Raw genomic sequence first — 25,752 nt, 5'->3', positions numbered from 1 at the left:
CATCATGCTGACTGATTTTCATTTTTCCACTCCCGACGGTGACTTTGCATCCGATCCGCGTTAAGCGCCTGCGCTTTTGGCGCATCCATCACCAGTTGTCCTTCTTTCAGGACAATGACACGCTCAACCAGCTCCAGTATTGGTACCCGGTGCGTCGCAACGACCAGGGTACGATTGCCAAGCCACTGATGTAACCGCTGAATAAACTCTCGCTCCGTATGCTCGTCCAGCGAGGCGCTGGGTTCGTCAAGTAGCACAATATTGGGGGAGCGCAGCAGCATTCTCGCCAGCAACAGGGACTGACGCTGCCCGCCGGACAGGCCGTTACCACCCTCCATAATGGGATGATCCAACCCTTTTGCCAGCCGCCTGACGAAGACGGCGCCGCCGCTGACTTCGAGCGCGTCAAAAATCTGTTCATCGTTGGCGTGCGGCGCGCCGAGCGTCAGGTTCTCTCGTAGGGTGCCGAAGAAAAGCCGCGCGTTCTGGCTAAGAAAGCCGATGTTGCGGCGTAAATCCGCCATATCGATGTGCAACAAGCTGAGATTATCAAGCCGGGCATCTCCCTGAATCATCTCCAGGCCACCCGCCATCGCCTGTAAAAGTGTGGATTTACCCGCACCGTTACGCCCCAGTATCGCAATCCGCTCGCCTGGCATGATCTCCAGACGCACGAGGCGCAACGGTATGCGTTGATCGTCGTTATGGTAACGAAACTGAGCGTTTTCAAAGAGGTAATGCCCGTGGAGGATGTCGTGGTGTATCAGGCTGTCATCATGCTGTGTCTCGGTGGGCAGTTGCATAATGTTGTCGAGACCCATCTTCGCCGCTTTCACCTGCTGCCAGCGCGCCAGCACGCCGCACAGGTTAGCCATTGGCGCGATCATCCGCGAGCCGAGCATCGACGCGGCGACCACGGCGCCGGTAGTCATACTGCCTTCAATGACCATCGGCGCGCCGAACATAATCACTGCGGCATACACCAGACTTTGTACCGACATCCCCCAACTAATAAGCCCTTGCGTGAGTTTGCGGGTGCGTAGACCCGACTCGCCGGTAATACGGATATAGCTATTCCACTGCTGAAGAAAGCGGTTCTCCGCCTGCATCAGTTTAATATCTTCCAGCCCCTGAACGCTTTCGACCAAGACTGCATTGCGTAGCGTCGCTTCGTGGGCGGCCTGGTTGGCGAGGACAGCCAGTTTTTTTTGCAGTGCCACGCCCGGCAGGATCATCAGCAGAGCCGCCACGGGCGCTATCCATGCCAGCGGTGGGGCAATAATCGCCAGGACTATCATAAACAGGAAAAAGAAAGGCAGATCGACAATGGTCGCCAGCGTTGAAGAGGTAATCATCTCGCGGATCTGCTCCAGTTCGCGTAACTGCGAGATAAAACTGCCGGTGGAACGGGGGATAGCGCTGTTGCGCAGCCTTAACGCATGACCGAATACCCGATCGGAAATGCGCATATCGGCGCGTTTACCGAGCACGTCCATAATGTGCGTACGCGCTTCACGCAGCAGAAAACCGAACAGCACCGCTACCAGCACGCCGAAGGAGAGCACGTACAGGGTAGGATATGACTGAGCGGGGATCACCCGATCGTAAACCTGCATAGAGAACACAATCCCGGCCAGAGACAGCACGTTAATCAGAAAGGCGGCGACCATTACCGGTAAATAAGGGCGAATATCCTGCAGAACCAGCTCGCGCATCCAGTCAGGTTTAAAGCGGGAGATATAGCGGTCGACGCGGCTATCCTTGAGCGCCGATAGCGGGCGTAGCGCGGCAACATAGAGGATCTCCGGCAATAACTCGCTGAGCGTCAGGCGGTTACGCTGACTCTCTTCTTCAATCACAAAAACGTCTACCGCATCTTCGTCATTAACATGTTCGATGACCAATAACTGCCCGTCCCGGAGCTCGACAACCAACGGCAATCGCCACTGACTAAATGCCGTTTTGTCTATGTCCGGCGCATGAAAGGATAAACCCGCCTGCCGCGCGAGCTGCGTTAAGGCGGTCGTTCTGCTTTTACCCCTAAACCACGGGGCGTTGGCCTGAATTGAACCGGGAGAACAGGCAATGCGATAATGGCTGGCGACATAGCTGATGGCCTGCGCCCATTGGCTTAGCGCGCGCTCACTGAGTACCTCTTCTACATCGGGGACGGCGCGGGTCATGGCTGGATCTCCACGGATTGAATGCTGCGATGATTTAACGCGAACGCCTGACGAAGCGCGCCGGTGTTATACAGACAGTTCAGTTGCAACTGATGCAACTGGCTTTCCGTTTGCAGTTCGGCAAAACGCGCCTGGTAAACTTCCTGCTCCGCATTAAGCACGTCGAGCAGCGGGCGGGAACCGAGGTCAAGGTATTGCTGCTGATACAGTTCGCGCGTGCGTTCGCTAAGCTGCTGTTGCCGACGAAGGATTTGTAACGCGCTGGCAAGACTCATTGCCTGGCTGCGCGCCTCCATCAGTTTCTGGCGGACATCAAGCCGGGTGCGCTGAATGGTCGACTGAGCCGCGTCTACCGCATGGCTGGCGGCGTTGCGTCGGGCAGTCAGCCCTCCGCCCTGATAAAGCGGCATCTCAACTTTTACCCAGGTGGAATACTGGGTTTTATCCAGCACTTCATGACTGGGATATTTATCATTAAGATAATGTTGTACAGAAGGTTCGAGCGAAATCGTCGGCGTCATTTGCGCGCTGGCATAGTCCAGATTCGCCCGCGCAACGTTGGCCTGCGCCCAGGCGGCCAGTACCGCGGGCACCAGCCGATCGTCGGGAGTCGCCGTCTCACAGCTGCGAGCGAGTTTCGCCGGGAAGTCATTATTGATGCCGTTAAGCGAATTCCAGCCCAGCCAGCTCATCAGTGAGGCTTTCGCACTGTCGAGATTGGCCTGATACTGCGCCAGTTGCGAGCGGGCGGATTCGATTCTGGCTTCGGTTTGCACTACGTCAGATAGCGACGTAGCGCCTTCATCGCTGCGCTGCCGGATAAGTTTACCGATGCTGTCCAGCGCGACGAGCTGTTCTTCCGCCGCTTCTACCATTTGCTGCCAGCTCTGCGTTTGTACAATGGCGTTGGCGGTTTCGTGCGCGACGGTATCAATACTGAGCAACACATTGGCCTGTTGCTGCGCTGCGCCTGCGGTTTCGGCGCGAACCTGGCTTGCCACTTTGCCGAAGTCATAAAGCATTTGCGATACCGACAGCACCAGCGAGGGGCTATACCCGTGATCGGTGTAGGTATTGCTGTACCCATTGTTCACGCCAGCGCTGACTTGCGGATAATATTTCGATTTGGCGACCTCTATTTGTTCATTCTGTGCGAGCAGTTTGCCGACGGCTTCGCGAATAGAAGGATGCCAGTTAACGGCGCGATTGACCGCGTCATTGAGCGTCAGGTTGCCCGGCGCGGCGGCGCTGAGCGGCAACTCAGCGGCGGAGCCATCCAGCGAAGGAAGCATCTGGTCCGTTGCTAATCCTTCGGATGTAATCATTGGCGGCGCTTCTGCGCCCCGGGGCTGGTGATGAAACAAAGCAAATGCCAGTACGATGGCGACAGGCGCGACTCTTCCCATAGTTTATCCCTTTTAAATATCACCGCTTGTTGCCCCGAACGTCGTGGCGTTAGGGGCTTTTTTATCAACCGCCGGTTATCAGGTGGTTGTTCTGCAACAGATCATTTAGCGTGAGCTGCACATTCTCCAGAGTGACAAGGTCGGTTGATTTAAACGCGCTGCCGGCGCCGTCGCGATCGACGGATATCACCGTATTGGCGCCGCTGGTATGAACCTGAACAAAGTTACCCAGCGTCGCCGCCTGATGATCCCAGCCGGTCAGCAGTTCGTGGATATCGATCTTGTCGCCCTGCGCGGTAGAGAAGTTTTGCCAGCGATCGGCGCCATTGCCGCCGGTCGCGTCCGCGCCGTTTAACAGGTGGTAAATCAGCGTATCGCCATAGGCGGAGCCGATGAGAACATCGTTTTGGTTGGTACTGACGATTTGCGGCGCCATATCAATGGTCAATGTGGCGCTATCCGTATGACCCATCTTGTCATCCAGTTGATAGGTAAAGACCTCTTTACTGGTGATGGACGACATCGCGACGCCATTATTCAGGGTGTAGGTGTAAGCGCCATCGAGGTTAATTTGCAATGTGCCGTAATGTCCCTGAATCGTGGCGCTGGTGGTATTCGCCGCGGCGTCCAGCGTGGCGGCGCTGCCGTTATACCCGCTAATGCTCAGGCGGGTATTCACCGTATTAAGCTGATCCATCGCCCCCGCCGCATCGCTGCCGTCAAAAATATTGCCGAGAACGGTATGCGTTCCGGACGTTTCAAAATTATCCAGATCGACGGTGGTGCCGATGACGCGTGGCGTGATCGTCGCCGCCCCGGCCAGGGTATTGGTGCCGGTAAAGTTAAGCGTGTACGTTCCGGCATCCAGCTCCAGGCCGCTCAGGTTGACGGTCACCGTCGCGCTGCCCAGCGTGATATTCGCCACCGGAACGGTTCCGTTGCGTATGACGGTCCCGTTCTCCTGAATGGCCCAGCTAATATTCAGATTGCCCAGCGTAATGAGCGTGGAGACATCAAAGACCAGTGACGCGCCTTTAAGTACGGTACCTGTTGCAACGTCAAAGGTGCCGCTCCCGCTGCCCGATTTGCCGAGTAGCCCCCAACTGGCGCTGCCGACGCTGGAGTCCAGCCAGGCAGAGGTATCCTGAAGCGTGGCGACGCTAAGGGTATCGCTGACATCATTAATCGCATCCAGCGCCCTGGCGGTTGGCGTGATATTGAGCGAGGCCGTATCGGTATCGCCGTTTGGCGCTTTGACCGTATAGATAAAGCTGTCCGGCGTTTTAATGCTGTCGGCGCCGACGCCGTTCTTCAGCGTGTAGGTATAGTTGCCTCTTGCGTCAATGATGAGCGAGCCATACAGTCCGTTTACCTCCGTCGTGCCGGTCGCCGCAATCGCCACGCCGTTTACTTCAGTGAGGAGGGCGTCCGTAGGGGCGACATCATTGGTCAGTACGTTGCCGGTGGTGTTGGCGGTGATACTGTCAACGGCATAGGTGTGGTCCTGGGAAATCGCCAGCGTATAGCCAGTGAGGACGCTAATGCCGCTGGCGGTATTCAGCACGAACAGGTATTCGCCGCCAGGCAACGTCAGGGTCAGCGGCTGAGACTGTCCGGCTAACAGCAGGGTGTTAATCCAGCCCTTTTGCACCCGGAACTGCTCATATTGCTGAATGGCATCGTTGAAGCGATAAACGTACAGATCGAACGTGGAAACCAGTGAGACGCCGCCGACGGTTCCCTGTAACGTCATGGTTCGCGTAGCGCCTTCTTCAACGTTAAAGATGATCGGATTAGTCATATCATCAAGCAGATTCGCGTTCAGTACATTACCAAGTCCGACGCTTAATACCGTGACGCCGCTTTGTGTCGAGGGACCGTTGTTGACGTAGCTAACGTGAGTATCAAAGACCAGAGAGGCGTTATTGTCTGTCGCTATCACGCTGCCCGGTACCGGCGCGGGACCCAGATTGATAACCAGTTGCGCGGCGCTGCTACCGACGCCATTCTGGGTGATGGTGTAGGTGAAGCTCTCTTTATGTCCGTATCCCGCCGTGGGCTTAGTCAGCGTGTAGGTGTAACTGCCATCCTGATTAATGTGCAGCGTGCCGTATTGCCCCAGGATATCCACGCCGCCCGCGCCGACCGGCGTACTGACGCCGTTGGCGTTGGTGATGGCGGTGACCGTGGTGCCCGTCGGCGCGGTATCATCAGCCATGACGTTGCCGGTACTGATGGTTGGCCCGCTAATAATACCTGCGCTGGTCTGGTGTACATCGACATCCAGGCTGGTATATGACCCGGTGGCGAGCAGACTGGTGTTATAAGTGAGTACCCGGTACTGGCCTTCGCCCAGGCCGCTCAGGTTCAGGGTAACGCCGCTCCCGGTCAGGGTAAGCAAATTCGCGAAGTCGCCAACGGCGGTGTTGACGATCGTCGTCCAGGCGCCGAGGCTGGTGTCATAACGCTGTACCACAATCTCCTGAGTACTGAGCAGCGAAAGCACGATTCCCGTTGCGGCGGCATCGATGGTGACGTCGCCCGTACCACCTTCAGCAATGGTGAACTCAACCTGAGCGGTATCGTTACCCAAAACCGAGGCGACATCGCCAAGCGCGCCAACCAGCAGCAGGCCGTAATCCGAATAGTTTTGCGTGCTGGTGACGGCGGTCGAGGTCAGATCAAGACTGGTGATGTTATCCCTTGCCGCCAGCGGCAGAACCGGCGCGGTAATGCCTAACGCGCCGGAGGCATTACCCGCAGCGTCAGTGGCCGTCACGTTAATGAGCTGACCTTCAATTTGTTTTGTCGGCAAGGTGAGAGACCATGCGCCGTTGCTGCCGGCGGTGGTGGTGAGCGTCACGCCGCCCGCCAGCGTGACGGTTACGGTGCTGTTTGCCTCTGCCTGTCCGGAAAGTGAACCGCCATCGGCGCTGAGCGTACCTGACGGCGTACCGGGCGCCAGCGTATCGACAATCACCGTCGCGGCGCTGGAGACGCTGCCTGTTCCGTTGGCGTTAGTCGCGGTGGCGGTGAAGGCGTGGCTGCCTTCGGTCAAATTACCTGTCGGGGTAAAGCTCCAGTTTCCGCTGGCGTTCGCCGTGGTGGTGCCGAGCAGCGCCCCGTTGTTATAAATGCTCACCGTGGCGCCCGCCTGAGCGGTACCATTCAATGTGGGTTGTGCGTCATTAGTGACCTGACCGTTGGCGATAGCGCCGGTATAAATACCCACATCATCCACTACGTTGGTGATGATCGGTGCCTCCGGCACGCGCGTATCGGGCGCGGTAAATCCGGCGGCAATGCCGGTGTTGCCTGCTTTATCCTGGGCAAATGCCAGTAGCGGCTGACCATTGGTCTGCGCGGGCGTGAGTGTGGCGGTGAAGCTACCTGTACCGTCGGCGGTGGCGGTTCCCAGTACCACACCAGTCTCAGAGGTAATCGTCACTGTACTGCCTGCTTCCGCGGTGCCCGTCACGCGATTACCGGTAGCATTGATGACCAGGTTGCCGGGCGCGCCGGGCGCAATGGTATCCACGATAATCGTTGTCGATGGCGAAGCGGCGCTAACGTTGCCAGCCGCATCGGCGGCGCTAACGCTATAGGCGTGACTTCCCTGGCTGAGCGCGGCGGTTGGCGTCCAGCTCCAGTTGCCGCTGGCATTGGCGTTCACGGTCGCGACCAGCGCGCCATTATCGAAGATGCTTACCGCGCTGTTGGCTTCCGCGGTACCGTTGAGCGTCGGCTGTGTGTCGTTGGTCGATTGTCCATTGCCAATGGCGCCGGTATTGTTCGGGACATCATCAACGATGCTGGTTATAAGCGGAACCGTTGGCGCAAGGGTATCGACCACGATAGTAAAACCGCTGGTGGCCGGGCTAACGTTGCCTGCCGGGTCGGTGGCGGTCACTGTTAATGTGCGCGTGCCGTCGTTTAACCCTGTCGTTGGCGTGAAGCTCCACGCGCCGCCCGCGTTAGCCGAGGTGACGCCAAGCAGAGTGTTGCCATCATAGATACTGATCACGCTGCCCGCTTCGGCAGTGCCGTTCAGCGTGGGGCGGTTATCATTGGTTATCTGACCATTAGCGAGATTTCCTGTGACCCCGCTCGCGACGTCATCCACTACGGACGTCAGGATCGGCGTTTGCGGCGCGGTGGTATCGACCGTCAGGGTGAAAGCCGTACTGTTCGGGCTGCTGTTTCCTGCGGCATCGGTGGCGACGGCGGTGATGACGTGCGTTCCGCTTGCCAGCGTTGAGGTGGAGATGCTCCACGCGCCGTCAGGCTGAGCCGTTGTCGTGCCAATGACCGTACCATTTTCATAGAGCGTGATCGTGGCGCCGGCTTCTGCGGTGCCGCTGAAGGTTGGCGTAGGATCGTTGGTATTTTGGCCGTTCGCGATCGTGCCGAGGCCTGGCGCCTGATCGTCACTGACTGATGTGATTACCGGCGTCAGCGGCGGCGTGGTATCGACGACGAAATTAACGCTGTCTGAAACGGGACTGGCGTTGCCTGCGGCATCAACGGCAATGACGGTAATTACATGGTTGCCCGTCGCCAGAGAGGCATCGGGCGTGTAGCGCCAGCTACTGCTATTGTCGGCGGGAATTTCAGCCAGCAGCGTGCCGTTATCGTAGAGACGAATAGTTGTGTTGGCTTCACGGGTGCCGCTAATGACAGGGCGCGCCTCGTCTGTGATCTGCCCTGAACTCAGATTGCCGGTAATGGGGCCGGTACCGTCGTAGACCGTATCAATAACAGGCGCGGCGGGAGCCGTGGTATCAATAGTAAACGAGCGTATTTCGGACGCGGCGCTGGTATTGCCTGCCGCATCGGTTGCTGTCGCCGTCAGGTTCCAGACGCCCGCGCCCAGCGAGGTAGACGGCGTAAAGCTCCAGCTACCGTTGGCCTGAACTTGCGCCGTGCCGACCAGCGCGCTGCCATTATAAATCGAGATGGTTGTACCCGCCTCACCGGTACCCGAGAGTGTTGGTCGGGTTTCGTTCGTCGAGCCGCCGTTGGGGACGATGCCCGTCACCGGCGCCGTATTGTCTGCCACGCTGGCGATAACCGGCGCGGCGGGCGGTGTGGCGTCAATCGTCAGCACAAATCCGCTGGACACCGCGCTGCTATTACCCGCCGGATCGGTGGCGCTAAGGGTGAACGTGTGGCTACCGCTTGCAAGCGGCGTCTGCGGCGTGAAACTCCACGTGCCGTCGCTATTCACCGTCGTGGTACCGATGGACGCGGGATTACCGTCAAGATAGACATTAATCGTCGCGCCTGCCTCTCCGCGCCCGTTCAGGGTGGGCGTCGCATCGTTCGTTAGCTGCCCGCTTACCAGGTTGCCGGTAATACCGGGCTGGTCATCCACGACGGAGGTGAGAACCGGGATCGCCGGAGGCGTAATATCGACCACGATCGTCCACGGCGCGGAGACCGCGCTGGTATTGCCCGCCGGATCGGTAGCGCTAACCGTCAGATTATGGCTTCCCTCTGACAAATTGCGGGGCACCGGGAAGGTCCAGCTACCGTTTTCGCCTACTTGAGCCGTGCCAAGCGGCGTACCGTTATCAAAAATGGTGATTGTTACGCCAGGTTCGCCAGTTCCGTTCAGTATTGGCTGCCGATCGTCGGTGGATTGCCCCGGTAACACCGGAACGGTCGGTTGATTGTTATCGTCAATCACGGACGTGATAACCGGCACATCTGGCGCCTGCGCGTCAATGTTCAGCGTAAAGCCGTCCGAAGGCTGGCCGCTATTGCCGGCGGGATCGGTCGCCACGGCGGTAAAGATGTGTGCGATGCTCTCCAGCGGCGCGTTTGGGGTGAAGCGCCAGTTGCCGCTTTGATCTACCGTGGCGGAACCGATTTCTACGCCGTTATCCAGAATGCGGATGGTGGCGCCTGCTTCTCCCGTTCCGTTGAGCGTCGGGCGTGAATCATTGGTGAGCGCGCCGTTATCCAGCGTACCGGTCATGCCGGGGACATCATCCGTTGCGCTGGTAATAACCGGTTGCGCCGGCGCGCTAAGATCGACAGTGATCCCGACCGGTGCGGATAGGCCGCCCGGGCCATTCGCATTGGTTGCCTGGACGGTGAAGTAATGTGTGCTTTCGCTTAATGGCGTCGCGATCTCAAAGATCCAGTTCCCGCTGGCGTCAACGGTGGCAAAGCCTGCCGAATCGCCATCAATGAAAACTTCAACGGTAGAGCCGATATCCGTGGTGCCGCGCAGCGTCGGCGTGGTGTCGTCCGTGGCGCCGCCCGCCGCAATATTCCCCTGTACGCTCCCGACATTATCTTCAATCGCCGTGATGGCCGGGACGGCGGGCAGACCGCTGTCGGAAGCGGGAAAATTCGTAGCCGGGCCGTTATTCCCCGCGCGATCGATAGCAATTGCCGTCAGCGTACCGCCATCGGTTTGCGCCGGACTGAGCGTAACGACGAATTCACCGGTGCCATTAGCGACAGCGCTGCCGACCAGGGTGCCATCGGCATGGTGAATTTCAACGGTAGCGTAAGGATCGGCAAGTCCGGCGACGCGCGTGCCATCGTCGTCCACCGTCTGGATCGTTGGCGCGGGCGGGGCAGTGATATCCACGGTAATAGTGATCGGCTGGGTTTGCGCCGTGGTATTTCCAGCATCGTCAGTCGCGCTGAAGGTTAGCGCATGGCTGGCTTCTGATAATTCGGGCGTATTGAATGTCCAGACCCCGTCGGTGACGAGCGCCGTCCCGATTGCCACGCCATTGTCGTAAATCGTGACGGTGCTGCCGTTTTCGCCGCTGCCGTTAATAGTCAGCGTCCGATCGTTAGTAAAGGCGCCATCGGTTAATGGCCCGGTCACTGGTGCAACATCGTCGAGGATCTCATTGACGACGGGCGGCTGCAACGGAACGGTGTCGACGGTGAAGGTAAAGCTGTTCGATACGCCGCTGCTGTTTCCGGCTGCATCGGCGGCAATGGCGGTCAGGGTGTAGACGCCATCCGGCAACGCGCTGGTCACCGGCAGCGTCCAGGTACCGGTCTCATCGACGGTGACTACGCCCACGACACTACTGCCGTTATAGAGCGTGATCACGCTGCCGATGTCGCCAGTGCCGTGAATGACCGGCGTATTGTCGTCAGTGGTTGCGCCGCTGACAATAGTATCCTGGACTTCGCCGACGTTATCTTCGGCAAAAGTGATAACCGGATTGGCGGGCGCAGTGGTGTCTAGCGTAAAAGTGACTGAGGCGGAAGGTGGACTGATATTGCCCGCTATATCGGTTTCCGTGACGGTAATGGTATAGGTTTCTGGCGTCAGTGCCGCAGGCGTAAAGTTCCAGCTACCGTTATCGCCTACCGTTGTGCGACCAATTTCACTGCCATTATTGTAGAGAATTATCGTGCTGCCGATCTCTCCCGTGCCGCTGAAGGTCGGCGTGGTATCGTTCGTTGCGCCATTATTGCCGATGTTGCCGATAACCGGCGCGACGTTATCGCTGATTAGCGGCGCGTCAGGCTGCGCTGGAGGCTGGGTATCAAGGGTAACGGAGAAAACGCCGGAGGTGGGGCTACTATTGCCTGCGGCATCCGTGGCGGTGGCCGTCAGGATGTTTAACCCTTCGCTCAGATTACGGGGTAGCGGATAGGTCCAGCTACCCTGTGGATTGACCTGGACGGTAGCCAGTTCTACGCCGTTATTGTACAGGGTGATGATGGCGCCGGGTTCGCCGGTGCCGCTGAGGGTCGGCATACGCTGATTGGTAATACTGCCGTTTGCCAGTAGCACCTCGCCTTCTCCGCCGGTGATGGCGGCTGACACGATCTGCGGCGCATCCGGCGCCTGGGTATCAATGCGTAGGGTAAAGCTGATGGATTCGGGACTTTCGTTCCCCGCCGGATCGTTGGCGCGAGCGGTCAGAAGGTGGTCGCCGTCGCCCAGCGCGGCAGACGGCGTAAACTGCCAGCGCCCGTCCGTGCCGACCAGCGCCTGACCTATGGCATTGCCATTATCGTAAAGGATGATTGTGTCGCCTGCGGTGCCGCTACCGCTCAACCGAGGCTGGGATTCCTGGGTAATCTGATTGGTATCAATCGTATTTCCGTCGCCGTCAGCTACGCCGATAACGCCGGGAGCGGCAGGGGCCTGGGTATCAATGGTAATCGTAAAATCGGTCGAAAAAGGCGTGGTGTTGCCGTTACTGTCGCTGGCCGTCACGGTAAAGGTGTAGGTGTCGTCCGCCAGTGGCGAGGCCGTGGTGTAGGCGTAGCTCCAGACGCCGGAATTACCGACGATAATATCTGCTATCCGGGCGCCATTCTGATACAGGTGTACTGTGGAACCCGGTTCACCTGTACCGTTAATCGTTGGCGTGCTGTCGTTAGTGAGCCCCAGATGCGCGACGCTACCGAGAATACCCGGCGCATCATCTGTAATGAAGGTGATTACCGGTTGCTGCGGCGATTGCGTATCGACCACCAGGTCGAATGACGCGGCCGGACTGGCATTGCCTTTAGCGTCGGTTGCGATTACGGTCAGTCGATGCGCGCCTTCACCTAAATTTTGCGACGGCGTAAACGTCCAGGTGCCGTTGGGCTGTAGCGTGGCGAGTCCCAGCGAAACACCGTTATCAAAAATTTCGACACGCGCGCCAGCCTCCGCCGTACCGCTAAGGGTGGGGCGGTTGTCATTGGTGGTTTGTCCGTTAACCAGCGGCCCGGTGAAGCTTTCAACATCGTCCAGCACCTGAGTGATAATGGGCTTATCCGGGGCGGTGATATCGGGCGCTTGCGCTGTAGTTGGCGGGCTGACATTGTTGGCGCTGTCGGTGGCGGTGACGGTAACCTGTTCGCCGTTGGTCTGTGCGGGGACGAGGGGAAGGGTAAAATGACCTTCGCCATCTGCTTTGCCGCTGCCAAGCGGCTTGCCGTCCGGCGTGGCGATCGTGATGGCGCTACCCGGTTCGGCGGTGCCGCTGATACTGGTGCCATCCTCACTAATTACCACGTTTTTTGGCATTTCCGGCGCGGTACTGTCCGGCGCGATAACCGTCGCGGCGGCGCTTTCGTTTTTCGCGACATCGGTGGCGGTAGCGATAAGCGCCTGGCCGTTAGTCTGCGCCGTATTCAGCGGAACGATAAATTGTCCGTTGCCATTAGCGACGGCGCTGCCAAGTACGGTGTTGCTACTGTCGCGGATAGTTACCGTTGCCCCGGCTTCCGCCTGACCGCTTACGGACAGACCGTCGGTCGCCACGATAAGACCGTCCGGTGCCGCAGGCGCAGTTTTATCCGGCGCGTTCAGCGTTTCTACCGGACCGCTATTCGCGGCTTTATCGGTAACGCTAATGCTTAATGTTTCGCCGTTAATTTTCGCCGGGCTAATACCTATTGAGAAGGTACCGTCGTCGCCTGCCGTTCCACTCCCGAGCGTATTTCCCAGGCTGTCTTTGATAACCACAGTACTGCCAGCTTCCGTAGTGCCGGTGAGTCTGTCGCCGACGTCGCTAACCGCCAGGCCTTCCAGCACCGGCGGCTGCGTGTCGATATCAATGGTAAAGGAGACGGACTGCCCGCTGGTGCCGCGATCGTTGGTCGCGGTAGCGGTAAAGACATGGTCGCCATCGGCAAGTGCCAGCGAGGGGGTAAAGCTCCATTTGCCGTCAGCGTCAGCGACAATGGGCGGAAAGGTCAGTACAGGAAAGCCATTATCGTTAATCGATATCGTACTGCCTGGTTCGGCAATACCGCTGAGGGTTGGGCGGTTATCATCTGTGGCATCGCCATTTTTCAGCAGCCCGGTAACGGCGCCAGCGTCATCCGTCACGGTAAGGATAGTCGGCTGGGCAGGATACTGTGAGTCAGAAGCGGTAAACTCCGTGGCGGGGCCGATGTTACCAACGGCGTCCTGAATACGCGCTTCCAGACGCTCGCCGTGGGTCTGAGCCGGATTCAGCGTGATGCTGAATTGGTTATTTTCTCCGGTAATCGTGGAGCCCAGGTAATTTCCCGCCGGGTCATAGATCGACACGGTACTGCCAGCTTCAGCGGTACCGCTAACGGTTGTGCCGTCTTTCGCGACATTATCAATGATAGCGGCGTCCGGCGGCGTGGTGTCCACAATGATAGTAGGCGTTGTCGTCACGCGGCTCGTGTTTCCGGCATTGTCGCTTTGTTCGACGGTAAAGGTATGTTCGCCATCGCTTAACGGCGTAGTTGGCGTAAAGGTCCAGCGTCCATTTTCGTCTACGGTAGCGCTGCCGATAACGGTTGAACCCTCTTTAATCGTGATGGTATTGCCTGCCTCTCCCTGCCCGGAAAATAGCGGTTTTGCCTCGTCAGTTCGGTCATTATTCTGTAGCGGCCCGGTGAGCAAACCGGTGTTATCGGCAATCAGTTCAACGCGTGGGGCATCGGGGCTGAGTGTGTCGATAGTCAGTGTAAAGCGGGCTGATTCGCTACTTTCGCCTTTAACGTTAGTCGCAATGGCGGTGAAATGATTTTCCCCATCCGCCAGCGCGCTGGTAATGGCAAAATGCCAGTTTCCGCTGGCATCAACCGTTGTGGAGCCTATTTCCTGACCATTGGCGTAAATATGGATGACTGTGCCTGCGCTGCCGGTTCCCTCCAGCGTGGGGGTATTGTCGTTCGTAAACTGATTATTGCTCAGCGTGCCGGTGAGGGGAGCGGCATCATCGATAGCGGCGGTGATAGCTGGTGTATCGGGGAGAGGAATGTTGGGCGCATCAATGGTTGCGGATGGGCCGGTATTGCCGGCATCGTCAGTCGCGGTCACGGTAAGTTGTTCGCCGCTAAGCTGTGGCGCTGTCAGATCAATACTAAATTTACCGTCGCTATCCGCTTTGCCCTCGCCAACGACGTTGCCTGAAGGATCTTTGATGGTAATGGTACTGCCCGCTTCGGCCTCGCCGCTCACCGTTTTTCCGTCCGCTGAAATCAACAATTTGCCGGGAGCGAGAGGCGGGGTAGTATCTACAGGATTACTGCTACCTGGAGTATTGCCGTTAGGGTTACTGCCGCCGGGATTGCTGTTATCAAGGGGATTACCGTCAGGATTGGTGTTATCGGGGGGCGGATTATCGCCATCCGAATGATGGTGGGAATCGCCGCCGCCGGAAGACGCGATAGCGGCAATGCCGCCAGCCGCCACCGCGCCAGCCAGTACCCACGGCCAAACGGCGCCGCCTGCTTCATGGGAAGCGCCAGAAGTGACCAGCAGCTCATTAATATCAGCGATTTGTTCAAAATGTAGCCCGGCTTGCGGATTTTCTACCCACCATAACGTGCCATCGTTTTCCGCCAGTACCAGCTGGCTTGCGCCCAGATCGTTGGTAACGTAAAAGTTTTTAATCGTGATCGTTTCGCCGGAATGGAGCGTCACCACCAGATCCTGATTAATGCGCGTAAGTTGACTAATTTCCTCCCGGGCCACTGATAATTTAACAATTGACGGGGCGTTAAGAGTGACCGCTGAGGATTCCACAGTGGTGGAGACGCCAGTCAATTTCGAAACCACGGCGAGTAGACGCATAAATTAGCTCCTGATGGATTTGCTCTGTGTATTAATTAACGGGCACGACGTTCAGGGCAAAATGCGTAGACGAGCCTTCCCGTTCATCGTGAGAGATGAATTTCCGTAGCCATATTCTTTTTTATGAGCGTAGGTGAAGGTCTGGTTTTCTCGCCGAATAACCCTTTGTTTTTTGTGCCTGACTAGTGCTTTCGTATTAGATGATATAGTCAGAAAAAAATCTTTCTGCAAATTAAGATCTATTGATAAAGGTGTTAGTGCGTCTGAAATATAACGGAGTTTGTGTTAAGGAGAGGTGGGGTAGGCTAACAACGCATGATGGTTTTTTATTTATCTTTATGTTTTATAATGAGTTTTAATTTAATCTTCTTTTTCTTTTTTAACATAAAAACAATACCTTTTGTGAAGGTATTCAGCAATATTAAATTTTATAAAAATCATTTGAAGTATTGTGTTATTAGGCTATAAAAATTTTTTAAACAAAGAATATATTCTTGTTGTGGTATTTATTGCTATTGATAAGCGTCAGACACAGAGAATATATTTTCGAGGCATGCATGAGATATGAATATTGACCAGCTTCATACTGAGAAGCTGGTCACAAAAAATGTCTATTATCGGCCTGCATTTTTCATAATGCGTGCTTTATCCAGTTGCCACTCACGTTCTTTAAGATCGGAACGTTTATCATGTTGTTTTTTACCTTTCGCCACGCCGATCTTTACTTTGCACCAGGCATTTTTCCAGTACAGAGAAAGCGCGACGACAGTATAACCTTCACGATTAATACGGCCATACAGCGAATCAAGCTCACGCTGATTTAACAACAGTTTGCGGGTTCGGGTTGGGTCGCATACAACATGTGTCGAGGCGACCGCCATCGGCGTAAAGTTTGCGCCAAACAGCCAGGCCTCGCCATCTTTGAGGATAACGTAACTGTCGCCGATATTGGCTTTTCCTGCGCGCAGAGATTTTACTTCCCAGCCTTGCAGGGCGAGACCAGCCTCGAACTCTTCTTCGATAAAGTATTCGTGCCGGGCGCGCTTATTCAGCGCGATGGTGGCTGAGCCCGGTTTATGTGCTTTTTTCTTCGTCATAAGTGTCGTGAATTCATAGGTAATCTGATATCGAAAACACCCCATTACGTCCTGATGAGGTGCAAAAATCTATCTTAGCATGAGTTGGGCTATGCACGCACAATTAAGGCATGACGGTTGGGGACAGCATTTTTTTTACTCGCTGATAAGTGGTATTATTTACACGATTTATGTTGATGGGAATTGCTATGCCTCAGATTAGTCGGACTGCTTTAGTCCCCTACAGTGCGGAACAGATGTATCAGTTAGTGAATGACGTGCAATCGTATCCCCAGTTTTTGCCTGGGTGTGTTGGTAGTCGCGTCCTGGAGTCATCGCCAGCACAGATGACGGCGGCTGTTGACGTGTCGAAGGCGGGTATCAGCAAGACGTTTACGACGCGTAATCAGCTAACGCGTAACCAGAGCATTCTGATGCATCTGGTGGATGGCCCCTTTAAAAAGCTGATCGGCGGCTGGAAATTTACCCCGCTCAGCCCCGAGGCGTGCCGCATTGAGTTTCAGCTTGATTTTGAGTTTACCAATAAACTCATTGAGCTGGCGTTTGGTCGTATATTCAAAGAGTTAGCGTCCAACATGGTGCAGGCGTTTACGGTTCGCGCCAAAGAGGTTTACCGTGCCGGATAAACTTGTGGTTGAAGTGGCTTATGCGCTGCCGGAAAAGCAGTATTTGCAGCGCGTAACGCTGGAGGAGGGCGCGACGGTCGAAGAGGCGATTCGCGCTTCCGGCTTGCTGGAATTGCGCACGGATATCGATCTGGCGAAAAATAAAGTAGGTATCTACAGTCGTCCGGTAAAACTCACCGATACGGTGCAGGATGGCGATCGGGTTGAAATTTACCGTCCCTTAATCGCCGATCCAAAAGCGTTACGCCGCCAGCGTGCCGAAAAATCGGCTGGCAGATAATTAGCCTCTTTTGCCGGATAACGGTGTGAAAGCCGTACCACACCTGAAGCACAGGCGTGCCTGTAAGCCAGATAAACGTAGCGCCATCAGGCAAATTCGTACCAAATGGCGGGGGAGAGGTTTGCAGGCCTGATGAACGTAACCTCATCAGGCGGTATCACAAAATTACTTCGTCAACGCCGGTTTGTTATCAATATTGGTTAACACGCCGCTGCTGTTAAAGGTGAGCGTCAGAGTCTGCTGCGTCACGTTCTCATGTCCTGGCTGCTGGCGGAAGACATAAAACCAGGTGTTCGTACCAAAAGGATCGGTCATCATCGGCGTGCCTAAAGCATACGCAACCTGTTGTTGCGTCATACCAACACGCACTTTGGCGACATCCGTAGGTGTAAGATAGTTCCCCTGATTGATGTCAGGTCGGTAAACCACTCGCTCCAGAGTGGAACAGCCTGCGGTCAACATCAGGAGTACTGCTGCGGCAGCAGTCAGCGTTTTACAGCGCATAGTGATTGGGTTCCTTTTCGGGCCTGAGCAGTACGTGGCTCATATTAATATGCCGATGATAATAGACCTTTCATCACTTTAAAACCTTTTGCTGTCGGGTCTTACGGCGTTTTTGTTGTGAACTCAGACCTTCGGGAGATAAAAAAGTTTACGCCGCCAGCAGTTCTTTTGCGTTTGCCAGCGTATTACGCGTAACTTCACTTCCTCCCAACAGGCGGGCCAGTTCTTGTAAACGCGCACGTTTATCCAAAGGTTGCATATGGGTTTCGGTCATTGCCCCGTCTGTTTCTTTACTGACAAAGAAGTGCTGGTGACCGCACCCGGCTACCTGTGGCAGGTGAGTGACGCACATCACCTGAGTGGATTCGCCAAGCTGACGCAGGAGTTTACCGACCACGGCGGCGGTTGGGCCGCTGATGCCAACATCGACCTCGTCAAAAATCAGTGCCGGCGTTTCCATTTTGCGCGCGGTAATCACCTGAATAGCCAGCGCAATGCGCGACAGTTCACCGCCAGACGCGACTTTAGCGATAGGCTGCAGCGGCTGACCTGGGTTTGTCGTCACTTTAAACTCCACGCGATCGGCGCCGTCGTTGCTCAGATGATGCTCATCAAATTTCACGTCGATAGTAAACAGACCGTGCGGCATCGAAAGTAAATGCATACTTTCAGTGATCAACTGCCCCAGCTCCTGGGCGTAAAACTGACGCTGTTGATGCAGTGCTTGCGCCGTTTCCAGCGCTTGTTGGTGATGCTTATTAACCGCCAGCGTTAGCGTTTCCAGCGAATCGGCCTGATCGTCGAGCTGCTGCTGTTCTTCGAGCAGTGACTGATAAAGCTGCGGCAGCGCTTCCGGGCTGACGTGATGTTTTCGCGCCAGCGAAATTTGTTTAGCGATGCGCTGTTCAAGCTCAAACAGGCGATTGGGGTCTAAATCCAGACGCTCGCAATAGTGGCGTAATTCATCGCTGGCTTCGGTGAGTTGGATAGTGGCTTCTTCCAGCATATCCAGGATGCCGGAAAGCTTGCTGTCCATACCTACCAGCTCGCTAACCAGTTGTTTTGCGCTATATAACTGGCTTTGCAGGTTAACGTCTTCGCCGTCCGCGAGTAGCGCCAGAGCGTTCTGGCTGGTCGTAAGCAACTGCCCGCTGTTGGCCAGCCGTTTGTACTCTTCGTCAATTTGCTCGAATTCGCCGGCCTGCGGATTAAAGTCGTTCAACTCTTTTAACTGATATTGCAGCAGTTCCGCGCGCGCGGCGCGTTCCTGGCTTTGTTGCTGGTGATGGGCGAGATCGCGGCAGCTTTGATGCCATAATTGGTAGCGAGCAGCCATCTGCTGCGCTAAAGCGGCTTCGTTGGCATAGCTATCCAGCAGCGATTTTTGCTGTTCGGGTTTGGTAAGCTGCTGGTGCGCATGTTGACCGTGAATTTGAATCAGCAACTGACCGAGCTCGCGCAATTGAGACAGGGGCACAGCGGTGCCGTTAATAAAGCCCCGTGAGCGACCATCGCTGCTGATAACGCGGCGAAGTAAGCATTCGCGACCTTCTTCAAGCTGGTTTTCTTCCAGCCAGCGCAATGCCGCAGGCGTGTCTTTCAGCGCAAAGCGGGCACACAAATCGGCGCGGGTCGCTCCGGTACGGACCATATCGGCCTCAGCGCGACCGCCCAGACACAGACCCAGGGCATCAATCGCAATAGATTTACCCGCGCCGGTTTCACCAGTAATGACGGTCATTCCGCTCTGAAAATCGATCTCAAGCTCACGAACGATAGCAAAATTGCTGATGGTCAGTTGCGCCAACATAGCTGTTTTCCTGTATGAAAAACCATGACTGTAATTAAATACAGTATAAACTGGTTTTTTATACAGTAAAGAGGCTAACGTAAAATTAGAATAATTTTTTTGACCAACCGAGTTTTGTGCTTAATGTATTGAAATAGCTATAGTCTTTGGGATGTATGAGGTTGAGATGGTAATCGCAGCGGCGAATCAGCACATCTTCTCCTTCCTGAATAGGCAGCGCTATCTGGCTGTCGCAGCTAATTTCCAGATCGCTACGGCGATGCGAAAAACGCAGACGAATCGTGCTACTGCTGTTAATGACTAACGGGCGCGCCGACAAGGTATGCGGGAACATCGGCACCAGGGTGATTGCATCCAGTGAAGGGGTCAGAATAGGGCCGCCTGCGGAGAGCGAATAGGCGGTGGAGCCGGTCGGCGTAGAAATGATCAGACCATCAGACCGCTGTGAAAAAGCGAAGGTTTCATCAATATAAACCTCGAATTCGATCATATGCGCCACTTTTCCCGGATGCAGCACCACTTCATTAATGGCTGTGCTGATACGCTTCTGGCGGTCCTGTTGGCAGACCTGCGCTTCCAGCAGAAAACGTTTTTCGGAGATATAGCGCCCTTCCAGCACATCAGATAATTGTTGCAGGGCGTTGTCCGGATCGAGATCGGTCAGGAAGCCAAGATTACCGCGGTTAATGCCAATCACATTGATGTCATAACGCGCCAGCGTACGCGCTGCGCCAAGCATATTGCCGTCGCCGCCCACGACTACCGCCAGATCCGCCTGTTGACCAATTTCCGCCAGCGTGCCGGTTGGCACATTTTTTAGCTGTAATTCGTGGGCGATTTGTTGCTCCACAATGACCTCATAACCCTGATCGCATAGCCAACGGTAGAGCATTTCATGTGTCGTGAGTGCGGTGGGATGACGCGGATGCCCCACAATGCCGATACACTTGAAATGATTATTCATTTTTCTGAGGTCCTTGTAGCGAAGATTGATGACAATGTGAGTACTTCCCTTGAAACCCTGAATCTGATCCCCATAATAAGCGAAGTTAGCGAGATGAATGCGAAAAAAAACGCGGAGAAATTCATGAGTAGTAAAGAACAGAAAACGCCTGAGGGGCAAGCCCCGGAAGAAATTATCATGGATCAGCACGAAGAGGTTGAGGCAGTTGAACCAAACGATTCTGCTGAGCAGGTGGATCCGCGCGATGAAAAAATTGCGAATCTGGAAGTTCAGCTTGCAGAAGCCCAGACTCGCGAACGCGACACCGTGTTGCGCATCAAAGCGGAAATGGAAAACCTGCGCCGTCGTACTGAACAGGATATCGAAAAAGCGCATAAATTCGCTCTCGAGAAGTTCGTCAACGAATTGCTGCCGGTAATCGATAGCCTGGATCGCGCGCTGGAAGTTGCAGACAAAGCCAATCCGGATATGGCGGCAATGGTCGAAGGGATTGAGCTGACGCTGAAGTCTATGCTGGATGTGGTGCGTAAGTTCGGCGTGGAAGTGATTGCTGAGACCAACGTGCCGCTGGACCCGAACGTGCATCAGGCGATTGCGATGGTGGAGTCGGAAGAGGTTCCGGCAGGCAATGTGCTGGGTATTATGCAGAAAGGCTATACGCTGAACGGTCGTACCATTCGCGCGGCGATGGTGACTGTAGCGAAGGCGAAGTAAAAGTCTGATGGCCGATGTAAAGTCGGCCATTTTTTTAGCTTAAAAAATCCTGCACTTCCAGCCACGGCGTGTTGAAGTCCTCTATTTTTTTATATTCGCTCATTGGCAGAACGACCACATTATAGGTGTCAGATCCTTCATTCAGATCAAAAATCTGGAAGCCCCTCTTATTGAGTTCGGTCTGGATGCGTTCAAAGATCTCGTCAAGGTAACGGTCCCCGGCTTCACAGACATCGGAGATTTCATCCTCTTGGGTTATTTCGACAAGAAGATTTCTTAATTCCTCAGAATCCGTCAGGTTTTTTGTGAGTTCATAAAAGCGATCTGCGGCAAAATTAGCCAGTTCGCCTTCTTCATCTTCACCTTTCCAGTCAACGAGGTGAATAAATCCTTCGCCGCGTAGAACTTGTAAAAATGCCTGTGCCAGCTCGTTATTTCCGAGATCGCCACCGCTACAATCCAGGACGTCCTGCAACCCATATTCGTCTTCATCTTCGTCTTCAAAGATTTCAGGTTGCGTCGAAAGTTGAGAGAAAATAGTGGGCCATAAGGTTGGGTTGTGCGATAAAAAAACGTTAGCGACGACGTTGAGGTCGTCTGCAAAATTCTTATCCCATTCAATTACATAATCTTCTGACATAACATCAATATCCTTTCTGAATGCCTGAAAAGACATTATTGCATTGTTAAGTAAATGGCAGGAATTGATGGAATCTTAAAAGACGGCGATAAAAAAGGCGAACCGGAGTTCGCCATTGGGTTACTCCGCCACACTCTCGCGCAGCGGTTTTACCGGTACAACCTTTACCTGCTTAATCATATTTTCCTGTACATCGAGAATATCGATATCGTACTGCTCAATGCGCACGCGCGTGCCAGCAACCGGAATTTCCTCCAGCGCCTCCAGAATCACCCCGTTGACGGTGCGCGCGTCATCTTCCGGCAGGTGCCAGTTAAACGCTTTATTGATTTCCCGGACGTTGGCGGTACCGTCAATAATGACCGAACCGTCGTTTTGCGGCGTGACCTCTTCCGCCAGTGTCGGCGACATCGATGTGGTGAAGTCGCCAACGATCTCCTCGAGAATATCTTCCACGGTGACCAGCCCCTGGATATCGCCATATTCGTTGACGACCAGTCCGACTTTCTTTTTATTGCGCTGAAATTTAATCAGTTGTGTACTGAGCGGCGTACCTTCCGGGACGTAATAGATTTCATCGGCGGCGCGCAGCATCATCTCTTTGGTGAACTCTTTTTTCTCGGCCATTAACCGCCAGGCTTCACGCACGCGCAGCATACTGATGGCGTCATCCAGCGAATCGCGATAGAGCACAATGCGTCCGTGCGGCGAGTGGGTAAGCTGCCGCTCGATAGACTTCCAGTCGTCATTGATATCGATTCCGATAATTTCATTACGCGGCACCATGATGTCATCCACGCTGACCTTTTCCAGGTCGAGAACCGACAGCAGCATATCCTGATTGCGGCGAGAGATTTGCGAACGGGATTCATGCACGATAGTGCGTAATTCCTCTTTGCTTAACGACCCGCTGACCACGATGTCCGTTTTAATTCCCATCAGACGCATCAGCAGGCGGGTGATGGTGTTAAGTAACCACACCAGCGGCATCATCAGTATCTGTAACGGCGCCAGCAGGAAGCTGCTGGGATAGGCCACTTTTTCCGGATAGAGCGCGGCGATAGTTTTGGGCAGGACTTCGGCAAAAACTAACACGACAAACGTCAGTACCCCGGTGGCGATAGCCACGCCGGCGTCGCCGTAAAGCCGCATACCCACAATCGTGCCGAGCGCCGAGGCAAGAATGTTGACCAGGTTATTGCCGATCAGCACCAGGCTTATCAGTCGATCGGGTTTACGCAATAATTTTTCTACCCGTTTTGCCGAGCGATTACCTTGCTTCGCCATATGGCGTAAACGGTAACGGTTTAGCGTCATCATTCCAGTTTCGGAACCGGAAAAATAGGCCGAGATGACCACCATGATGATTAATATGATAATCAGCGTGGTGGTGGAGATGTGTTCCAGGGGAAACTCCTTTAAAAGCTTAGCTTACAAATTGCTGTAATATGCGGCTACCAAAATAGGCCAGCGTCAGAATACCCGCGCCTGCGACGTTAAACCACACGACCCGCCGACCCCGCCAGCCTTCATGGTAATGCCCCCACAGCAGAACGATATAGACAAACCATGCCACGATAGAGAGCACGGCTTTATCAATATTTTCAGTACTGAACAGGTTATGCATGTAAAACAGGCCGGTACACAGAGTAAGGGTCAGCAGTACGACGCCAATCTGCGTGATATGAAACATTTTGCGCTCAATGCTCATCAATGGCGGCATTTCATTACTAAACGCCAGCTTTTTGTTCTTCAACTGATAGTCGATCCACGCCAGTTGTAGCGCATACAGCGCGGCGATTATCAGCGTCGCGTAAGAGAAAAGCGACAGACCGATGTGCACCATCATGCCTGGGGTCGCTTCCAGATGCGTAATATATTCATTAGGCATGAACGTGGCGAAGGCCAGGTTAATCAGCGCAAAAGCATAGACAATGGGCAGAAGTAACCAGCCGCGATTACGCGACGCGACAATGGTCATCACCGTGCAGATCATCAGGCTGACCAGCGAACCGACATTCAGCAGGCTCAGGTTTTGTCCACTGTCGCCGCCGGGCAGAATACGCGATTCCAGCGCGACAGCATGGCACACCAGCGCGATGACCGCAGAAAGAATAGCCATACGCCGCCAGCCGCTGTTCTTTTGCAACAGTCCGGGAACGATCAGCGCGAGGCTGAAGGAGTAGGCGACAAGGGCAAGTAAAGCAAAAACGGGCATAGTTGTGTCGACAGTTGACCAGTGAGAAAGAGAAGCAGTATAGCGTTACGTGACCGCAGCTCCAACCGTTGCATAACAACAAAGACGGCTTCATGGTATACTGTGGCGAAATTCTGTAACTGTGTCGCTGCGGCGACCAACCGTTTCCACCCCAGGCGAGAGACAATGTTTGATAATTTAACCGATCGTTTGTCGCGCACGCTGCGCAATATCAGTGGCCGTGGGCGCCTTACTGAAGACAACGTTAAAGAGACGCTGCGCGAAGTGCGCATGGCGCTGCTGGAGGCTGACGTTGCGCTGCCGGTAGTGCGTGAGTTCATCAATCGCGTAAAAGAGAAAGCGGTTGGTCATGAAGTTAACAAGAGCCTGACCCCAGGGCAGGAGTTCGTCAAGATTGTCCGTAGCGAACTGGTTGCGGCGATGGGCGAAGAAAACCAGACCCTGAATCTGGCTGCGCAGCCGCCAGCCGTAGTATTGATGGCGGGTCTGCAGGGGGCGGGTAAAACCACCAGCGTCGGTAAGTTGGGTAAATTCTTGCGCGAGAAGCACAAGAAGAAAGTGCTGGTCGTCTCTGCCGACGTCTATCGCCCGGCGGCGATCAAACAGCTCGAAACGCTGGCTGAGCAGGTTGGCGTGGATTTCTTCCCGTCTGATGTCGGCCAGAAACCGGTTGATATCGTCAACGCCGCGCTGAAAGAAGCGAAGCTCAAATTCTACGACGTGCTGCTGGTGGATACCGCCGGTCGTCTGCACGTTGACGAAGCGATGATGGACGAAATCAAACAGGTCCACGCTTCTATTAAGCCAGTAGAAACGCTGTTTGTCGTCGATGCGATGACCGGTCAGGATGCGGCGAATACCGCAAAAGCCTTTAACGAAGCGCTGCCGTTAACCGGCGTGGTGCTGACCAAAGTTGACGGCGACGCTCGCGGCGGCGCGGCGTTATCTATTCGTCATATTACCGGTAAGCCGATTAAATTCCTCGGTGTCGGCGAGAAAACCGACGCGCTGGAGCCGTTCTACCCGGATCGTATCGCCTCGCGTATTCTCGGCATGGGCGACGTACTGTCTCTTATCGAAGATATCGAAAGTAAAGTTGACCGCGCGCAGGCTGAGAAGCTGGCGACCAAACTGAAGAAAGGCGACGGTTTCGACCTGAACGACTTCCTGGAGCAGCTCAAACAGATGAAAAACATGGGCGGTATGGCCAGTCTGATGGGCAAATTACCGGGCATGGGGCAGATTCCGGACAACGTTAAATCGCAGATGGATGACAAAGTGCTGGTGCGTATGGAAGCGATCATCAATTCGATGACGCTGAAAGAGCGCGCGAAGCCGGAAATCATCAAAGGTTCCCGCAAGCGTCGTATCGCGCAGGGCTGTGGGATGCAGGTGCAGGACGTTAACCGCCTTCTGAAACAGTTCGACGACATGCAGCGCATGATGAAGAAGATGAAGAAGGGCGGGATGGCGAAGATGATGCGGAGTATGAAGGGGATGATGCCGCCAGGCTTCCCGGGTCGCTAATTTCCCGGCCTGGCTCACTTGCTATTTCGGCACCGGGGTGTGCTCGCCATCCTCACGTACTGCGTGTACGCTGCGGTGGCTGCGCGCACGCCGGTACCGAACTCGCTGCGCCGCCGACGGCCTTCTACAGCAGAGTTATTAACTGTTGATTGCAATTCTCCCAGAAATCAGTAAAATTTTCGGGCTTTTAATATGACGCCGGGCTCCGTTCCTCGATGGGGCCCGGTTGTTTTATTCACACAAG

At 54.9% G+C, this 25,752-nt stretch carries 14 protein-coding genes; 4 read left to right on the top strand and 10 right to left on the bottom strand.

Annotated features, from left to right (window positions below; genetic code table 11):
• Positions 1–2: 2 nt before the first annotated feature.
• From ACLJPQ_RS15420 to smpB, 4 genes are all read right to left on the bottom strand, one after another.
• The gene (locus tag ACLJPQ_RS15420; protein ID WP_080185171.1) at positions 3–2,183 is read right to left on the bottom strand and encodes a type I secretion system permease/ATPase; all 2,181 of its coding nucleotides are present in this window, start codon (positions 2,181–2,183) and stop codon (positions 3–5) included.
• On the bottom strand, positions 2,180–3,589 hold the full coding sequence (locus tag ACLJPQ_RS15415) for a TolC family outer membrane protein (protein WP_000533867.1): 1,410 nt from the start codon (positions 3,587–3,589) through the stop codon (positions 2,180–2,182). The genes ACLJPQ_RS15420 and ACLJPQ_RS15415 overlap by 4 nt, the downstream gene beginning before the upstream one ends.
• Positions 3,590–3,653: 64 nt before the next feature.
• Positions 3,654–15,128 carry a biofilm-associated protein BapA gene (bapA, locus tag ACLJPQ_RS15410; protein WP_080185172.1) on the bottom strand — a complete coding sequence of 3,825 codons (11,475 nt, stop codon included), beginning with the start codon at positions 15,126–15,128 and terminating at the stop codon, positions 3,654–3,656.
• 614 nt (positions 15,129–15,742) lie between these two features.
• Positions 15,743–16,225 carry an SsrA-binding protein SmpB gene (smpB, locus tag ACLJPQ_RS15405; protein WP_001518569.1) on the bottom strand — a complete coding sequence of 161 codons (483 nt, stop codon included), beginning with the start codon at positions 16,223–16,225 and terminating at the stop codon, positions 15,743–15,745.
• Positions 16,226–16,413: 188 nt separating this feature from the next.
• Here smpB and ACLJPQ_RS15400 point away from each other — a divergent pair, with 188 nt between their 5' ends.
• Positions 16,414–16,851, top strand: a complete 438-nt coding sequence (locus ACLJPQ_RS15400) for a type II toxin-antitoxin system RatA family toxin (RefSeq protein WP_001537508.1) — start codon at positions 16,414–16,416, stop codon at positions 16,849–16,851.
• The gene (locus tag ACLJPQ_RS15395) at positions 16,841–17,131 is read left to right on the top strand and encodes an RnfH family protein (RefSeq protein ID WP_001112990.1); all 291 of its coding nucleotides are present in this window, start codon (positions 16,841–16,843) and stop codon (positions 17,129–17,131) included. The genes ACLJPQ_RS15400 and ACLJPQ_RS15395 overlap by 11 nt, the downstream gene beginning before the upstream one ends.
• Before the next feature lie 165 nt (positions 17,132–17,296).
• Here the strand turns inward: ACLJPQ_RS15395 and bamE are convergent, their stop codons facing one another.
• The 3 genes from bamE to nadK form a co-directional block, all read right to left on the bottom strand.
• A complete protein-coding gene (gene bamE, locus ACLJPQ_RS15390) occupies positions 17,297–17,635 on the bottom strand; it encodes an outer membrane protein assembly factor BamE (RefSeq protein ID WP_001203445.1) in 339 nt (112 codons plus the stop codon).
• Positions 17,636–17,783: 148 nt separating this feature from the next.
• Entirely contained in the window at positions 17,784–19,445 is a 1,662-nt protein-coding gene (gene recN / locus ACLJPQ_RS15385; RefSeq protein WP_000880965.1) for a DNA repair protein RecN, read from the bottom strand.
• Between the two features lie 85 nt (positions 19,446–19,530).
• Positions 19,531–20,409, bottom strand: a complete 879-nt coding sequence (nadK, locus tag ACLJPQ_RS15380; RefSeq protein WP_001059155.1) for an NAD(+) kinase — start codon at positions 20,407–20,409, stop codon at positions 19,531–19,533.
• A gap of 123 nt (positions 20,410–20,532) precedes the next feature.
• Here nadK and grpE point away from each other — a divergent pair, with 123 nt between their 5' ends.
• A complete protein-coding gene (gene grpE, locus ACLJPQ_RS15375) occupies positions 20,533–21,123 on the top strand; it encodes a nucleotide exchange factor GrpE (RefSeq protein ID WP_001518875.1) in 591 nt (196 codons plus the stop codon).
• A gap of 34 nt (positions 21,124–21,157) precedes the next feature.
• Here the strand turns inward: grpE and ACLJPQ_RS15370 are convergent, their stop codons facing one another.
• The 3 genes from ACLJPQ_RS15370 to ACLJPQ_RS15360 all read right to left on the bottom strand — a co-directional run bounded on the left by ACLJPQ_RS15370 (position 21,158) and on the right by ACLJPQ_RS15360 (position 23,981).
• Positions 21,158–21,763 carry a hypothetical protein gene (locus ACLJPQ_RS15370; RefSeq protein WP_001287923.1) on the bottom strand — a complete coding sequence of 202 codons (606 nt, stop codon included), beginning with the start codon at positions 21,761–21,763 and terminating at the stop codon, positions 21,158–21,160.
• A 120-nt stretch (positions 21,764–21,883) separates the two neighbouring features.
• A complete protein-coding gene (locus ACLJPQ_RS15365) occupies positions 21,884–23,170 on the bottom strand; it encodes an HlyC/CorC family transporter (protein WP_127172650.1) in 1,287 nt (428 codons plus the stop codon).
• Positions 23,171–23,189: 19 nt separating this feature from the next.
• Positions 23,190–23,981: an inner membrane protein YpjD gene (locus ACLJPQ_RS15360; protein WP_001537507.1), complete on the bottom strand. Its 792-nt coding sequence runs from the start codon at positions 23,979–23,981 to the stop codon at positions 23,190–23,192.
• A gap of 165 nt (positions 23,982–24,146) precedes the next feature.
• Here ACLJPQ_RS15360 and ffh point away from each other — a divergent pair, with 165 nt between their 5' ends.
• Complete coding sequence (ffh, locus tag ACLJPQ_RS15355; RefSeq protein ID WP_080185173.1) at positions 24,147–25,508, top strand: signal recognition particle protein; 1,362 nt, start codon at positions 24,147–24,149, stop codon at positions 25,506–25,508.
• The last annotated feature ends 244 nt before the right edge of the window (positions 25,509–25,752 follow it).

This window comes from Salmonella sp. SAL04213 (genome assembly GCF_046550535.1).
In the GTDB taxonomy this organism is placed as follows: Bacteria; Pseudomonadota; Gammaproteobacteria; order Enterobacterales; family Enterobacteriaceae; genus Salmonella; species Salmonella enterica.
This window is presented reverse-complemented; position numbering and strand designations above follow the sequence as displayed.

Excerpts from the sequence above, each read along its gene's own strand:
- recN (WP_000880965.1), bottom strand. The coding sequence starts at position 19,445 with ATGTTGGCGCAACTGACCATCAGCAATTTTGCTATCGTTCGTGAGCTT.
- ACLJPQ_RS15370 (WP_001287923.1), bottom strand. The coding sequence starts at position 21,763 with ATGTCAGAAGATTATGTAATTGAATGGGATAAGAATTTTGCAGACGAC.
- bapA (WP_080185172.1), bottom strand. The coding sequence starts at position 15,128 with ATGCGTCTACTCGCCGTGGTTTCGAAATTGACTGGCGTCTCCACCACT.
- grpE (WP_001518875.1), top strand. The coding sequence starts at position 20,533 with ATGAGTAGTAAAGAACAGAAAACGCCTGAGGGGCAAGCCCCGGAAGAA.
- ACLJPQ_RS15360 (WP_001537507.1), bottom strand. The coding sequence starts at position 23,981 with ATGCCCGTTTTTGCTTTACTTGCCCTTGTCGCCTACTCCTTCAGCCTC.
- ffh (WP_080185173.1), top strand. The coding sequence starts at position 24,147 with ATGTTTGATAATTTAACCGATCGTTTGTCGCGCACGCTGCGCAATATC.
- nadK (WP_001059155.1), bottom strand. The coding sequence starts at position 20,409 with ATGAATAATCATTTCAAGTGTATCGGCATTGTGGGGCATCCGCGTCAT.
- ACLJPQ_RS15420 (WP_080185171.1), bottom strand. The coding sequence starts at position 2,183 with ATGACCCGCGCCGTCCCCGATGTAGAAGAGGTACTCAGTGAGCGCGCG.
- ACLJPQ_RS15400 (WP_001537508.1), top strand. The coding sequence starts at position 16,414 with ATGCCTCAGATTAGTCGGACTGCTTTAGTCCCCTACAGTGCGGAACAG.
- bamE (WP_001203445.1), bottom strand. The coding sequence starts at position 17,635 with ATGCGCTGTAAAACGCTGACTGCTGCCGCAGCAGTACTCCTGATGTTG.
- ACLJPQ_RS15415 (WP_000533867.1), bottom strand. The coding sequence starts at position 3,589 with ATGGGAAGAGTCGCGCCTGTCGCCATCGTACTGGCATTTGCTTTGTTT.
- smpB (WP_001518569.1), bottom strand. The coding sequence starts at position 16,225 with ATGACGAAGAAAAAAGCACATAAACCGGGCTCAGCCACCATCGCGCTG.